Origin of the sequence: Streptomyces uncialis (genome assembly GCF_036250755.1) — a bacterium.
Classification (GTDB): Bacteria; Actinomycetota; Actinomycetes; order Streptomycetales; family Streptomycetaceae; genus Streptomyces; species Streptomyces uncialis.
On sequence record NZ_CP109583.1, the window covers coordinates 1,866,318 to 1,880,741 of the forward strand.

At 72.2% G+C, this 14,424-nt stretch carries 12 protein-coding genes; 4 read left to right on the forward strand and 8 right to left on the reverse strand.

The genetic code is table 11. From position 1 onward, the window contains the following. Window positions 1-4 precede the first annotated feature (4 nt). From OG711_RS07400 to OG711_RS07410, 3 genes are all read left to right on the forward strand, one after another. Complete coding sequence (locus OG711_RS07400; RefSeq protein WP_073790192.1) at window positions 5-760, forward strand: hypothetical protein; 756 nt, start codon at window positions 5-7, stop codon at window positions 758-760. A 149-nt stretch (window positions 761-909) separates the two neighbouring features. Further along, window positions 910-2,148 (forward strand): L,D-transpeptidase, encoded by a 1,239-nt coding sequence (locus tag OG711_RS07405; protein WP_079184800.1) that lies wholly within the window; start codon window positions 910-912, stop codon window positions 2,146-2,148. 223 nt (window positions 2,149-2,371) lie between these two features. Next, complete coding sequence (locus tag OG711_RS07410) at window positions 2,372-5,005, forward strand: ATP-dependent Clp protease ATP-binding subunit (protein WP_329558800.1); 2,634 nt, start codon at window positions 2,372-2,374, stop codon at window positions 5,003-5,005. A 294-nt stretch (window positions 5,006-5,299) separates the two neighbouring features. On the opposite strand, the gene OG711_RS07415 is transcribed toward OG711_RS07410, so the two are convergent. The 5 genes from OG711_RS07415 to OG711_RS07435 form a co-directional block, all read right to left on the reverse strand. Beyond that, on the reverse strand, window positions 5,300-6,226 hold the full coding sequence (locus OG711_RS07415) for an amino acid ABC transporter permease (RefSeq protein WP_385917845.1): 927 nt from the start codon (window positions 6,224-6,226) through the stop codon (window positions 5,300-5,302). After that, window positions 6,223-6,867, reverse strand: coding sequence for an amino acid ABC transporter permease (locus OG711_RS07420; protein WP_073790188.1), 645 nt, complete (start codon window positions 6,865-6,867; stop codon window positions 6,223-6,225). The genes OG711_RS07415 and OG711_RS07420 overlap by 4 nt, the downstream gene beginning before the upstream one ends. A gap of 13 nt (window positions 6,868-6,880) precedes the next feature. Beyond that, the gene (locus OG711_RS07425) at window positions 6,881-7,816 is read right to left on the reverse strand and encodes a glutamate ABC transporter substrate-binding protein (protein WP_329558801.1); all 936 of its coding nucleotides are present in this window, start codon (window positions 7,814-7,816) and stop codon (window positions 6,881-6,883) included. A gap of 12 nt (window positions 7,817-7,828) precedes the next feature. After that, on the reverse strand, window positions 7,829-8,572 hold the full coding sequence (locus OG711_RS07430; protein WP_073790184.1) for an amino acid ABC transporter ATP-binding protein: 744 nt from the start codon (window positions 8,570-8,572) through the stop codon (window positions 7,829-7,831). A 202-nt stretch (window positions 8,573-8,774) separates the two neighbouring features. Then, on the reverse strand, window positions 8,775-9,215 hold the full coding sequence (locus OG711_RS07435; RefSeq protein ID WP_073790182.1) for a DUF6278 family protein: 441 nt from the start codon (window positions 9,213-9,215) through the stop codon (window positions 8,775-8,777). Between the two features lie 281 nt (window positions 9,216-9,496). On the opposite strand from OG711_RS07435, the gene OG711_RS07440 reads away from it, so the two are divergent. Next, a complete protein-coding gene (locus OG711_RS07440; RefSeq protein WP_329558802.1) occupies window positions 9,497-11,341 on the forward strand; it encodes a GDSL-type esterase/lipase family protein in 1,845 nt (614 codons plus the stop codon). 64 nt (window positions 11,342-11,405) lie between these two features. Here OG711_RS07440 and OG711_RS07445 read toward each other — a convergent pair whose 3' ends face one another. From OG711_RS07445 to pcaDC, 3 genes are all read right to left on the reverse strand, one after another. Beyond that, the gene (locus OG711_RS07445) at window positions 11,406-12,185 is read right to left on the reverse strand and encodes an exodeoxyribonuclease III (protein WP_329558803.1); all 780 of its coding nucleotides are present in this window, start codon (window positions 12,183-12,185) and stop codon (window positions 11,406-11,408) included. A 58-nt stretch (window positions 12,186-12,243) separates the two neighbouring features. Further along, a complete protein-coding gene (locus OG711_RS07450; RefSeq protein ID WP_073790176.1) occupies window positions 12,244-12,876 on the reverse strand; it encodes an MBL fold metallo-hydrolase in 633 nt (210 codons plus the stop codon). A 151-nt stretch (window positions 12,877-13,027) separates the two neighbouring features. Continuing rightward, window positions 13,028-14,320 carry a bifunctional 3-oxoadipate enol-lactonase/4-carboxymuconolactone decarboxylase PcaDC gene (gene pcaDC / locus OG711_RS07455; protein WP_329558804.1) on the reverse strand — a complete coding sequence of 431 codons (1,293 nt, stop codon included), beginning with the start codon at window positions 14,318-14,320 and terminating at the stop codon, window positions 13,028-13,030. Window positions 14,321-14,424 lie beyond the last annotated feature (104 nt).

Here is a 14,424-nt window from a genome sequence, read left to right on the forward strand (position 1 = left end):
GCCCATGACCGACGACGTGCTCCTCATCGCCGCCTGGCCGGCCGCCGCGGCTGTCGGTGCCCTGCTCGGGTGGGCCGCGCGGACGCAGCTCTGGCGGCGCAAGCTGCGCCGCAAGCAGGCGTTCCTCGGGCTGCCGGACCACGCCGAGTCGCTGCTCGTCGTCAGCCGGGGGCCGGGCGGGCCCGAGCTCTCGGTGCCGCAACCCGACATGTTCGCCCTGATCGAGCTGTCGGCCCTGGTCAAGGACTGCGGGGCGCACGCGCAGATCGTCCCGCACGACGCGGTGCAGCAGGGATTCGGGGAGCGGACGGAGTTCTGCCTCGGCAACCCGACGGTGAACCGGCGGATGGCGGCCCATATGGCCGGGCTGCTGCCCGGGGTGCGGGTCAACGCCGATCCGGAGCCCGGGCCGGACCGGGGCGCCTTCCAGATCGGCTCCGAGCGGTACCGGCTGGAGCCCGGGCGGACCGAGTACGTGCTGCTGGCCCGGCTCACCGCCGGTCAGGGGGACACGGCGCGGCCGGTGTTCCTGTTCTGCGGCCAGCGCGCGATCACCAACCAGGCGGCGACCCGGTATCTGGCCCGTCATCACGAGCGGCTGGCCCGTAAGCACCGGGGCGGTTCGTTCGTACTGCTGCTGAAGGTCGTGAACTCGCAGGCGTACGGGCCCGATGTGGTCGAGCTGGTGGCGGACGTGACGGGCGCGGCCCAGGAACCGGTCCCGGCCGTCGTGCCCCGTACGTCGCACCGGGCTCCCTGAGGCTGCCCACCGCGGCGGGAATCCGCTGATGAGGCGCTGGAATGTCCCGGTTCTGTGACAGCTGGACGACCAACGCGCACGGGCGGAACCTCACGGCCCGGCCCGCACTCTCTCCGGACGATTCCGAATCGCACGGAGGTACGACACTGATGTCCAGCGCACCGCTGCCCACCGCACCGCACCCGGCCACGGGCGCCGCTGCGAAGCGTTCCCCCGGCCGACGCGGGCGGCTGCTCACCGTGGGGGCCGGGGCCGCCGGTCTCGCCGTCCTGCTGAGCGCCTGCTCCGGCGGCGGTTCCGACGACGGCAAGGGCGGATCGGGCACCCAGGCGGCCGCTCCCGCCCGGGCCGAGATATCCGTGAACCTGAAGGGCCGGCAGGCCGCCGCGGGCAAGCCCGTGACGGTGACCCTCGCCAAGGGCGGTCTGAAGGAGGTGTCCGTCACCGCGGCCAAGGGGGCGGCGCTGACCGGGAAGGTCTCGTCAGACGGCCGTACCTGGACCTCGAAGCGGGTGGCGGCGCCCGGTACCGCGTACCAGGTGAAGGCCACCACGAAGGAGGGCGGTTCGGCCACCGCCGCGTTCACCACCGCCGCCGCGGCCAAGGTCAACAAGCTGACCCTCGCGCCCGGCAAGGGGACGACCGTGGGCGTCGGCCAGCCCCTGTCGATCGTCTTCGACAACCCGGTCACCGACAAGGCCGACGTGGAGCGCGCGCTGAAGGTCAGCACGTCGAACGACACCGTCGGCTCCTGGGGCTGGATCAAGGACTACAGCGGCCGGGACCGGATCGACTGGCGGCCCAAGGACTACTGGCGCTCGGGCACCCAGGTGCGGCTCAAGGCCGACCTGAACGGCATCGACTCCGGCGGCGGCTTCTTCGTCCGTGACTACGACACGAACTTCACCATCGGCGCCGCCCAGATCGTCAAGGTCGACCTCGCGACGAAGAAGCTCCGGCTGGAGCGCGACGGCAAGGTGGTCAACACCGTGCCGATGTCCGCGGGGACGCCCGGCGGCGACAAGCGGTCCTGGGGCGGGACGACCGTGCTGATGGCCAAGGAGGGCACCATCCGGATGAACTCCGAGACGGTCGGCCTGGGCGACGCGTACGACAAGATGGTCGACCACTCGATGCGGCTGACCTGGTCCGGGATGTACGCGCACGCCGCGCCGTGGAACGCCGCGTACTTCGGCAACGCCAACCGCAGCTCCGGCTGCATCGGGATGAGCGACTCGAACGCCTCCTGGCTGTACGGCCAGGTGCGGGCCGGTGACCCCTTCGAGGTGACGGGCCCCGGGCACAAGGGCGTCCCCGACGCGGGCAACGGCTACGGCGCGTGGAACCTGTCCTGGGCGAAGTGGCAGGACCTGAGCGCACTGGACTGACCGGTTCGCCGACCCGTCCGAGGAGCCCCCGTACACCGGGGGCTCCTTCGCGTTCGGGGCCGTCCGGAGCCGTCCGGGGTCGACTCCAGGCCCGCTCCCGGGCCGCTCCCGGACCCGTTCCCCGCCCGCCCCCGGGCCCGGCGGGCCCCGGCGCCCCGATTGCAGGGCGCATCACGCGGTGTTTGTGTGGACTTGTCCCTCACGAACTTCCGCGGAGCGTGCCATGTCGCTGTCCTCCTTCGGGTCTCCCGGCGGCCCGGACCCCTTCTCCGACCTGCTCAACCGCTTCTTCGGGATGTCGCCGGGCTCCGCCCCGCCCGCGGTGCAGCGGGTCCCGATCGGGCGGCTGCTGAGCGACTCGGCCCGGGAGCTGCTGGCCACCGCCTCCGCCAGAGCGGAGCAGGACGGCAGTCCGGATCTGGACACCGAACATCTGCTGTGGGCGGCCACCCGGACCGAGCCCACCCGTTCCCTGATCGAGGAGGCGGGCGCCGACCCGGAGGAGCTGGGCCGACAGATCGCGCGGGCGCTGCCGGGCGAGTCCTCGTCACCCTCGGCCGAGCCGGGGCTCACCCCCGCCGCCAAACGGGTGCTGATCGGCGCCCACGCCCGGTCCCGGGCGGCCGGGTCGTCGTACATCGGTCCGGAGCACATCCTGGGCGCCCTGCTGGACGACCGGAACTCCGGTGCCGCGCGGGCGATCGCCCACCATGTGCCGGACGCCGCCTCGCTGCGGCGGGCCGCCGACACCCCGCCCCGGCGCGGTGAGGCACCGGAGCGGCAGAGCGACACCCCGACCCTCGACCAGTACGGCCTCGATCTGACCGAGGAGGCCAGGGCCGGGCGGCTGGACCCGGTGGTGGGCCGCGCCGAGGAGATCGAGCAGACCGTGGAGGTGCTGTCCCGGCGCACCAAGAACAACCCGGTGCTCATCGGTGAGCCGGGGGTCGGCAAGACCGCGATCGTGGAGGGCCTCGCGCAGCGCGTCGTCGCCGGGGAGGTACCGGCGAGCCTCAAGGACCGGCGGGTGGTGGCCCTCGATCTGCCGGGGCTGGTCGCGGGGTCGAAGTACCGGGGCGAGTTCGAGGAGCGGCTGAAGAATGTGATCGACGAGGTCAGGGCGGCCTCGGAGTCGACCGTCCTGTTCATCGACGAGCTGCACACGGTGGTGGGCGCGGGGTCCGGGGGCGAGGGCGCGATGGACGCGGGCAACATCCTCAAACCGGCGCTGGCCCGCGGTGAGCTCCATGTGGTCGGGGCGACCACGATCGACGAGTACCGCAAGCACATCGAGAAGGACGCGGCCCTGGAGCGCCGTTTCCAGCCGGTCACCGTCCCCGAGCCGACGGTGGCGGAGACGGTCCAGATCCTGGAGGGGCTGCGGGACACCTACGAGGCACACCACCAGGTGCGGTTCAGCGACGAGGCGCTGGTGGCCGCCGCCGAGCTGTCGGACCGCTACATCGCGGACCGGTTCCTGCCGGACAAGGCGATCGACCTGATGGACACGGCGGGCGCCCGGGTCCGGCTGCGGTCGCTGGGCCGGTCCACGGAGGTCGTCGAGCGGGAGGACCGGGTCGCCCGGCTCCAGCGGGAGAAGGACCAGGCGGTGGCCAACGAGGACTTCGAGCGGGCGTCGGAACTCAAACGGCGGATCGCCACGGTCGAGGACGAGGTCGCGGGGGTCGCGGAACGCCGTGAGGGCGTCATGCGGGTCACCACCGACGACATCGCGGACGTGCTGTCCCGGCGGACCGGTATCCCCGTCTCGCAGCTCACGCGGAGCGAGAAGGAGAAACTGCTGAAGCTGGAGGACGCGCTGCACTCCCGGGTGGTGGGCCAGGACGAGGCGGTGGTCGCGGTGTCCGAGGCGGTGCGCCGCAGCCGCGCGGGGATGGGCGACCCGGACCGGCCGGTGGGCTCGTTCCTGTTCCTGGGGCCGACCGGGGTCGGCAAGACGGAGCTGGCGAAGGCCCTCGCGGAGCTGCTGTTCGGGCACGAGAACCGGATGGTCCGGTTCGACATGAGCGAGTTCCAGGAGAAGCACACGGTGTCCCGGCTGGTCGGGGCGCCGCCCGGGTACGTGGGCCACGAGGACGCGGGCCAGCTGACCGAGAAGGTGCGCAGACAGCCGTACAGCGTGCTGCTGTTCGACGAGATCGAGAAGGCGCACCGCGATGTCTTCAACGCGCTGCTCCAGGTGCTGGACGACGGCCGGCTGACGGACGCGCGGGGCAGGACCGTCGACTTCCGGCACACGGTCGTGATCATGACGAGCAACATCGGCGCGCAGCGCATCCTGGCCCGGCGGGGCGAGGTGGACGACGGCAGCGGGGTGCTGAGCGGGCGGCTCAAGGACGAGCTGATGGAGGATCTGCGGGACCGGTTCCTGCCGGAGTTCCTGAACCGCGTGGACGAGATCATCGTGTTCCACGGGCTGGGTCCGGAGGATCTGGCGCGCATCCTGGAGCTGCTGCTGGACCGCAGCGAGCGCCGGGTACGGGCCCAGGGCCTGCGCCTTGAGGTGACCGACGCGGCGAAGAAGCTGCTGGTGGCCCATGGCACCCAGCCCGAGTTCGGGGCCCGGCCGCTGCGCCGGACGATCCAGACGGAGCTGGACAACCGGCTGGCGTCGCTGCTGCTGAGCGGCGAGGCGGACCCGGGCGACACGGTGGTGGCGGATGTCCGGCAGGACTCGCTGGTGTGCACGGTGCGCAAGCCGGAGAAGAACGCCGACGCGGGGGCGCGAGCGGGAGCCGACGAGACCGGGGCCGGGACCGGGTCGGGAGCGTCGGGAGCCGGTTCCCCGGACGCTCCGGACGTTCCGGGCGCGTCGGCACCGCCGGACGCGGGGTAGCCCACCGCCCCGCGCCACGGCGACGGACACCTGAGGTGCGAGTCACGGTGACAGTCACACGAGGTGCGCGTCATGGTGACCGGCCGATGAGGTGCCCGTACGACGGCGGACACCTGAGGTGTGCCAAGGCCCCGCTCCGCGGGAAGCCCGGAGCGCAACCCGTCCGGCGCGCGACTGACCTTCCCCTCGCCCGCGGCCGACCGCCCTGCTCTGTCGGTACCGCCGCGCGAGCGGTGATCTCCGGCCGCCGCCGGGCGGGCCCGGCCCCGCGAACCGCCGCTTCCCTCCCCGGGTTCAGCCCCGGGGAGCGGCGGGGGGATTCCCGCCCGGCAGCAGCGTCCCTGGCTCGGGCGGTGCGATGTCGACGGCCTCCGTCCTGGGATTGCGGCGCTGCCGGCGGGCCACCCAGTGGGCGAACCAGGACAGCAGCATGCACATCCCGATGTAGATCGGTGAGATCACCATCACGACCGGGATGAAGGGCAGATCGTAGTCGAGGTTCGACGCGATCAGCTTCCCGGCGTGGAGGAACTCCTCATAGGTGATCAGATATCCCAGCGAGGTGTCCTTGAGGGCCACCACGAGCTGGCTGATGATCGCGGGCAGCATCGCCCGCGCGGCCTGCGGCACCAGGACGTACGACATGACCTGCGTCTTGCGCATCCCGAGCGCGAACGCCGCCTCCCCCTGGCCGCGTTCGACCGCGTTGACGCCGGAGCGGAAGACCTCCGCGAGCACACTGCCGTTGTACAGGGTGAGCCCGGCGACCAGCGCGGGCAGCGGCTGCACCTTCAGCGCCACGAAGATGAAGAAGATCATCACCAGGACGGGCATCGCGCGGAAGAACTCCACGATCAGCGTGGACAGCCAGCGCACGGGCGCGTGGTCGGAGAGCCGGCCGGTGGCGAGCAGCGCGCCGAGCACCAGGGACAGCACGGCGGCGATCCCGAACGCCTTCAGGGTGTTGCCGAGGCCCCGCAGCAGCAGTTCCTGGATGCCCTTGTACTCGAACGGCGTCCACTTGGTGGCGGTGAACTGTCCGGTGTCGAAGAGGAGGTAGAGGATCCAGCCGATCAGGGCGAGCAGGACGGCCGTCGAGATCAGGCCGTAGATCCGGTGCCGGTGGCGGGTCCGGGGGCCGGGGATGTCGTAGAGGGCGTTCGACTCCCGGGGCGCGTGGTGCGGGGAGCCGCTGTCGGCGGTGGGCAGAGCGACGGTCACCGGACGACCCCCCAGTGGCGTTCCATCAGGTTGAACAGGGCGCTGATGGTGAGTGTGATGATCAGATAGCCGACGGCGATCCAGATGAATGTCCAGACGATGTTGTAGCCGAGTTCGCTGAGCGTCTTGTATGTGCCGAGGAGTTCGGTGACGCTGAAGGCGCCCGCGATCGCGGAGTTCTTGGCGAGGGCGATCAGGGTGGAGCCGACCGGCGGGATCACCGACCGGAACGCCTGCGGCAGCACGACCAGGGTGAGGGTCTGCGCGAAGGTCATCCCCAGGCTGCGGGCGGCCTCGCCCTGCCCCTTGGGCACGGTGTTGATGCCGGAGCGCAGCGCCTCGCAGATGAACGCGGAGGTGTAGCAGCCGAGCGCGAGGACCGCGAACACCTGGAAGGGCAGGACGAGCCCGAAGCGCGGCAGTCCGAGGAGGACCGCGAAGAACAGCAGGGTGAGCGGGGTGTTGCGCAGTACGGCCACCCATACGGTGCCGAAGGCGCGCAGCGATCCGACGGGGGCCACCCGGAACGACGCCATCACGAAGCCGAGCAGCAGGGCGAGCGCGGAGGAGTAGACGGTGAGTTCGACGGTGCCGAGGAATCCCTTGGCGTAGGTGTCGAAATTGCTTGTCAGTACGTTCAACAGGGGGCCTCGTTCAGCTCGCCGGATAGCGGTCGATGGCGGGCGGCTCGGGCGCGGGGACCCCGGACAGACCGAGGGTCGCCTGGTACGCCTTCTTCCAGTCGCCGTTCTTCTCCCGGGCGGCGAGTGCGTCGTCGAGGGCGAAGCGCAGCGCGTTGTCGTTCTTGGGGACGCCGATGCCGTACGGCTCCTGGGAGAAGGGCTTGCCGACGACCTTGAGTTCCTCGGGGACCTTGGCGGCGTAGCCGATGAGGATCGCGTCGTCGGTGGTGACCGCGTCGACCTGGTAGGTCAGCAGGTTGTCGACGCACACCGAGTAGGTGTCGTACGCGACGAGGTCGGCCTTCGGGTAGTCCTTCTGGATGCGCTGGTACGGGGTGGAGCCGGCCGCCGAGCAGACGCGCTTGCCCGCGAGGTCCTGGGGGCCCTTGATGTCGTTCTCGTCGGCGCGGACCAGCAGGCCCTGTCCGGCGAGGTAGTAGGGGCCCGCGAAGCCGACGAGCTTCTTGCGGTTGTCGTTGATGGTGTAGGTGCCGACGTAGAAGTCGATCTGGCCGTTCTGGAGCGCCGTCTCGCGGTTGGCGGAGGCGATGGTGCGAAAGCGGAGGGTGGCGGGGGCGAAGCCGAGGGAGGCGGACATCATCCGTGCGATCTCGATGTCGAAGCCGGAGTACGCGCCGCTCGCCGGGTCCTTCTCGCCGAGGTAGGGCTGGTCCTCCTTGGCGCCGACGGTGAGATATCCGCGTCTCTTGGCGCGTTCCCAGGTCGGTGAGCCGGGCAGGGTGAAGTCCTTGTCGACCTCGTACGTGGGCAGGGCTCCCGCCTCGGGGCCCTTCACGGGCGGGCTGCCGTCCTTGCCGCAGGCGGCGGTGAGGACGGCCAGGGCGGCCAGCAGCAGGAGGAGGACGGCGGTCGGGCGGAGTGCGCGGGGGGTCCCCCGGGGTGTCATGAGGTGTCCCCCTCAGTGCTTCAGGATCTTGGAGAGGAAGTCCTTGGCGCGGTCGCTCTCCGGGTGGGTGAAGAAGTCCTCCGGGGTGCGGTCCTCGACGATCCGGCCGTCGGCCATGAACACGACGCGGTTGGCGGCGGAGCGGGCGAAGCCCATCTCATGGGTGACGACGACCATGGTCATGCCGTCATGGGCGAGCTGGCGCATGACCTCCAGCACTTCGTTGATCATCTCCGGGTCGAGCGCCGAGGTCGGCTCGTCGAACAGGAGCGCCTTGGGGTCCATGGCGAGGGCGCGGGCGATGGCCACGCGCTGCTGCTGGCCGCCGGAGAGCTGGGCGGGGAACTTGTCGGCCTGGTCGGCGAGACCGACCCGGTCCAGCAGTTCCCTGGCCCGCTGCTCGGCCTGTTCCCGGCGGCGTCCGCGCACCTTGATCTGGGCCAGGGCGATGTTCTGGAGGACGGTCTTGTGGGCGAAGAGGTTGAACGACTGGAAGACCATGCCGACCTCGGTCCGGAGCCGCGCGAGGGACTTGCCCTCCTCGGGCAGCGGGCGGCCGTCGAGCCGGATCGAGCCGGACTCGATCGTCTCCAGCCGGTTGATGGTTCTGCACAGCGTGGATTTGCCGGACCCTGACGGGCCGATGACGACGACCACCTCCCCCTTGCCGACGGTCAGGTCGATGTCCTTGAGGACATGCGCCGTCCCGTAGTACTTGTTCACGTCACGCAGTTCGATCAACGGATCGACGGCCATGCCCTGCCCTGCCCACTCTCAGCGGTGTCGGTCCGCGCAAACTATCCACCGCAATATGGGACTTAAGCGACGACACGCACGTATCGTCATTAACCGTATTTGAGGTCAGCGGGCCGGACCACGCGCATTCCCGTGCGGCACGGCGGCCGGGCGGGCGCGCGGCCCGGTCACGGCGCCCGCCCGCGGCGGGGCGCGGGGTGGATCAGAACTCGGCCGCCTCCGCGTAGACCTGCGACAGACCGGGGGCGCCGTGCACCGCCCACTCAAGACCCGCCTCGACGACCGGGATCTCCCGCCCCGACGCGAGCCGCACCACGGGCCGCCCGCCGGGCCACACCCACCAGGAGGCGCCGGGGACCGTACGGATGATGACCGTGCCGAGATACAGACCCGCGTCGTTGCCGAGCCACGGCAGCGCCTCCGGGTCATCGCGCCAGCGCGGCAGCAACTGGTCGAGGTCGGTCAACGACGCCGCCGTGTCGTCCAGTTCGAGTCCGGCGCCGCTCGCCTGCGAGCGCAGCAGCTCGCACTCGGCGAACAGTTCCGCCACCGCCCCGGGATCGTCCTCGAACACCCTCGCGAGCCCCTGGCCGTGTGAGCCGGGCCGCCGATTGCGCCACTTGTCCACGAAAGGGATCTTCATACCTCCAGCCTGGCACTCGTGCCGCCCACCGCACCACAGGCGCGCGGCCGTACGCGCGGCCGTTCGACGGGTGTACGCGCGTCGTGCGTTGACGTAAGGGGGCGCGCTGCCTAGCGTCGGCGGACGGACGGCGTGCGCGCGGACCGGCCTCCGGTGCGTGGACCTGCGGCTTCCGGACCCCGGCCGGGACACGGAAGCCCGGTGGGTACAGGGCCCGGCAAGCCCGTCGTCCCCGTACGACCTGCGCGTGGCCTCCCGCCACCCGAGCGGAAGGAACGGCCATGAGCCCAGTGGAAGGGCCCGGCAGACGGTGGCGGAACCGTACGGCGGCGGTCCTGCTCACCGTGGTGACGGCTGTGACTCCGCTCACCCCGGGCACGATCCCCGGCCCGCCGGGCACCGCCGCCGCGGCCGGCCGGACTCCGGTCCCCGAGGCGTCCCGGGCCCCGCTGCCCCTGGAGCACCTGTTCGACAACCGGGGCATCAGCGACGACGACCGGCCCCAGTACGCGGACCTCGACGGCTCCGGCGCGTCCCTGTCGGCGGGCGATCTCGCGGCGGCGGGCTGGACCCCGGGCCGGACGATGACGGTCGCCGGAGCGCCGCTGACCTGGCCCCGGCCCGTGGACGGCGGATTCGACAACGTCCGGGCGGACGGACAGGCCGTCCGGGTCACCGGGCAGGGCGACGCGCTGGTCCTCCTCGTCACCGGCACCCGGGGCACCGCCACCGGCGACGGCACCGTCCGCTACCGCGACGGGCTGCGCACCCCGTACCGGCTGACCGCCCCCGACTGGCGCGGCGGCCCGCTCGCCACCAAGGCCGTGGCGCTGCCCCATGTGAACAAGCCCTCCGGGCGGCTCACCGAACGCGCCAAGCTGTACGCCGTGACCGTCCCGCTGGTCCCCGGCCGGGAGATCGCCTCGGTCACCCTGCCCCGGGACGGGTCCGGCGCGGACCTCCATGTGTTCGCGATCGGGGTACGGCCCTCGACGACCGGCTGGACCGGCAGCTGGGCGACCTCCACCGGCACCTACGCCAAGGTCGGCCCCTGGACGGACCGCACCCTGCGGCTCGTGGTGCGCACCTCGGCGGGCGGCCCCCGGCTGCGGGTCCGACTCGACAACACGTTCGCCCCGGAGCCGGTACGGATCGGGGCGGCCAGCGTCGCCGTCCGCGACGCCGGGGCGACACCGCGGGACAAGCCCGTCCCGCTGGCCTTCGGCGGCGCGGACGGGACAGAGATCCCGGCGGGCGCCCAGGTCTTCAGCGACCCGCTCCCCTTCGACGTGCCCCCCGGCACGGATCTGCTGGTGAGCTTCCATCTGCCCGGGACGGTCCGGGCCGCTCCCCTGCACCGCGAGTCGGCCCGCACCTCGTACCTCGGCGGGGCGGGCGACCGCACCGGCACGACCGACCCGGCGGCCTTCCCCGAGGAGATCACGACCTGGCCGCTGCTCACCGGGGTCGACGTCGGCGGCGGCCCCGGGTCGGTGGTCGTGATCGGGGACTCCATCACGGACGCGTCGGAGGCGAACCGGGACACCGATCTGCGCTGGACGGACCATCTGACGGCCCGGCTGCACAACCGCCCGCGCGCACCCCGCCACGGCGTCCTCAACCAGGGGATCTCCGCCAACCGCGTCCTCACCGACCGCTACCCCGGCGACGGGGTGTCGAAGGACTCGTCGGGTGTGAGCGTGCTGTCCCGGCTGGACCGCGACGCGCTCGCCCAGACCTCCGCCCGGACCCTGGTGGTCTTCCAGGGCGTCAACGATCTGCGCTGGGGCGCCACGGCCGGGGAGGTGCTGGCGGGGCTGCGGGAGGTCGCCGGCCGGGCACGGGCCCGGGGACTGCGGGTGGTGGTGGCGACGCTCACGCCCTGCGGCGGCGAGAAGCGCTGCACGGCCGCCGTCGACACCGAGCGGCGGGCCGTCAACGACGCGCTGCGCGCCGAGCCGGGGCCGCCCTTCGACGCGGTCCTCGACTTCGACCGGGTGCTGCGCGATCCGGAGCAGCCGTCCCGGATGGCGCCCCGCTACGACAGCGGGGACCATCTGCACCCCGGTGACGCCGGGATGGCCGCGCTGGCGGACTCGGTGGACCTGAGGGAACTGCGCCATTGAGGCCCCACCGCCGGGCGGTACCTCTCAGGCCCGCCCGGCGCCGGGCCACCAGGCCGTCCGGCGCTCAGACGTCCAGGTCGACCACGACGGGAGCGTGGTCGGACGCGCCCTTGCCCTTGCGCTCCTCACGGTCCACGTACGCGTCGGTGACGGCCTTGGTGAAGGGCTCGTTCCCGTACACGAGGTCGATCCGCATGCCCTTGTTCTTCGGGAAGCTGAGCTGGCGGTAGTCCCAGTACGTGTACGGGTGGTCGTACTTCAGGGGGCGCGGGACGACATCGCCGAGGCCCGTGGCGCGCAGGTCGGCGAGCGCGGCCCGCTCCGCGGGGGTGACATGGGTGGCGCCGTCGAAGACGGAGATGTCCCAGACGTCCTCGTCGGCCGGGGCGACGTTGTAGTCACCGAGGACGGCGAACGGGCGGCTGCCCGCCGCGTCGTCCGCGACGGCCGCCCTCAGCGCCTCGAACCAGCGGAGCTTGTACGCGTAGTGCGCGTGCCCGACCTCCCGGCCGTTCGGCACGTACACCGACCAGACCCGGACCGGACCGCAGGTGGCCGCGACGGCGCGGGGCTCCTGGACGTCCTCGTAGCCCGGGTCGCCCGGCAGGCCCTTGACCACGTCCTCCAGACCGACCCGGGAGATCACCGCGACGCCGTTCCACCGGCCGGTCGCGTGGACCGCCGACTCGTACCCCAGCTCGCGCAGCTCGGCGACCGGGAACTGCGCCTCGGTCGTCTTCGCCTCCTGGAGACACAGCACATCGGTGCCGGTGCTCTCCAGCCAGGCCAGCAGACGGGGGGTCCGCGCGGTGATCGAGTTCACGTTCCAGGTGGCGATACGCATGTCCCCCAACCTACCCGGCGGGTGTGACAACCCGGGGCCCCGGACCGCCCGGGGGCGGCTACAGGTCGGCGGTGCCGCCGGGGGCCAGCCGCAGGTGCTCGGCTCCGCCGAGGGACCCGATCTGGCGGTCGTAGAGGGGCCGGGCCAGGTCGGTGAGCAGCGCGTCATGGATGTCGTAGGCGCGGCGCGGCCCGACCTCGCGGACGTAGTCGATCACCTCGGAGATCTTGTTCCAGGGCGCGTGCACCGGCAGCATCAGCGTGTCCACCGGGCGGCCCGGAACGGTGAGCGCGTCGCCCGGGTGGAAGACCGAACCGTCGACCAGGAATCCCACATTGGTGATCCGGGGGATGTCCGGGTGGATCACGGCGTGCAGTTCGCCGTGGACCTCGATGTCGAAGCCCGCGACCGAGAAGGTGTCGCCGTGCCCGACCGTGCGGATCCGTCCCGGGTACGCGGCGGACAGCTGCGCGGCGACCGACCGGAGCGTCCACACGGTGGTGGCCGGGTCGGCGTCCAGCGCGGCCCGCAGACGTTCCTCGCTGAAGTGGTCGGGGTGCTCATGCGTGACGAGGATCGCCGCGGCCCCCCGGGTGGCGTCCTCCTCCGTGTACCCGCCGGGGTCGACCACCAGGGAGCGGCCGTCCTTCTCCAGCCGTACGCACGCGTGTGTCTTCTTGGTGAGCTTCATGGGCACCATCCTCCATCGCGCGGTGCCCGGCGCCCGCGCACACGCCACAGCGGGTCACCCCGGCGACCCGGAAGGGCTGGTCCCGCGTGATCCGGTCCCGGGACGGCTCCGGGGCGGGCCCGGGATGCCCCCGATCCGGTCCCGGGGCGGGTCACTCCTGCGGGGTCGTCTCCTCCCGGATGACCTGCTGGGCGGCACGGAAGGCGCGGTTGGCAGCGGGCACACCGCAGTAGACGGCGGCCTGGAGCAGGATCTCCTTGATCTCCGCGGGGGTGAGCCCGTTGCGCAGCGCGGCCCGGGTGTGGGTGGCCAGTTCCTCGGTGTGGCCGCCCGCCACCAGCGCGCTGAGGGCGGCCGTGCTGCGCAGCCGCCGGTCGAGTCCGGGGCGGTCCCACACCTCGCCCCAGGCGTAGCGGGTCACGAACCGCTGGAAGTCCTCCGAGAAGTCGTCGGCGGCGTCGAGCGTACGGTCCACGTGCGCGTCGCCGAGCACTTCGCGGCGTACCTTCAGCCCCGCCTCGTAGGCGTCGCCCGTGGGCCTGCCGCCGGACTGTTCCGCGGCGGGCGCGATGGCGGCGACGGCGACCGCCGCGGGCGGTGCGGCCGGGGCGGGGACGGTCGCCGTGGTGACGAGCCGGTGCTGTCCGGTCGCGTCGGACTGCGCGGCCCAGGACGTGGAGAAGTGCCGTACGAGCAGATCGGTGACCGCGACGGGCTGTTCCACGGCGGCCAGATGGGAGGCGCCGGGGACGACGGCGAGCCGGGCGTCGGGGATGCCGGCGACAAGGGTCCGTGCCTCGGCGGGCCCGGTGACCTTGTCCTCGGAGCCGACGAGGACCAGCGTCGGCACTCCTATCCGGGCGAGCGCGGCCCGCGCGTCGAAGGTGGCGAGCGCCTCGCAGGCGGCGATGTAGCAGCCCGGGTCGGTGGTGCGCACCATCTGCACGGCCCACTCGGTGATCGCGGGCTGGGCCGCGGCGAACCCGGGGGTGAACCAGCGCTCGGGCGACGACCGCGCGATCGGGTCGAGCCCGTTGGTCCGTACGACGACCCCGCGCTGGCGGAACTCGTCGGGGGTGCCGAACCGGGGCGAGGAGGCGATCAGGGCCAGCGAGGCGACCCGGTGGGGCTGGCGCAGCGCGAGGTCGATCCCTATGGCGCCCGCGAAGGCACAGCCCGCGTAGCCGAAGCGCTGGACACCCAGCTCGTCGAGCAGTGCCACCAGCCGGTCGGACAGTTCCCCGACGGAGGACACCGGGCGGGCGGGGGCGCCTCCGTGGCCGGGCAGATCGAACCGCAGGACGCGCCACTGACCGGCGAGCTCCGGGACCTGGCGGTCCCACATGTGCCATGTGGTACCCAGGGAAGGCCCGATCACCAGGACCGGAGCGTCTTCTGGCCCGTCAAAGCGGTGTTGCAGGGTGTTCGGTGGTGTCTCAGTCACCCGGAAAACCCTCTCATCTGTCACGAGATGTCACATCGCCGGGGTGGACCTGGCCAGTCTCGGCTCTCCCACAATGCCAGCTCCGGCGCCGGGACCCTCAAGCG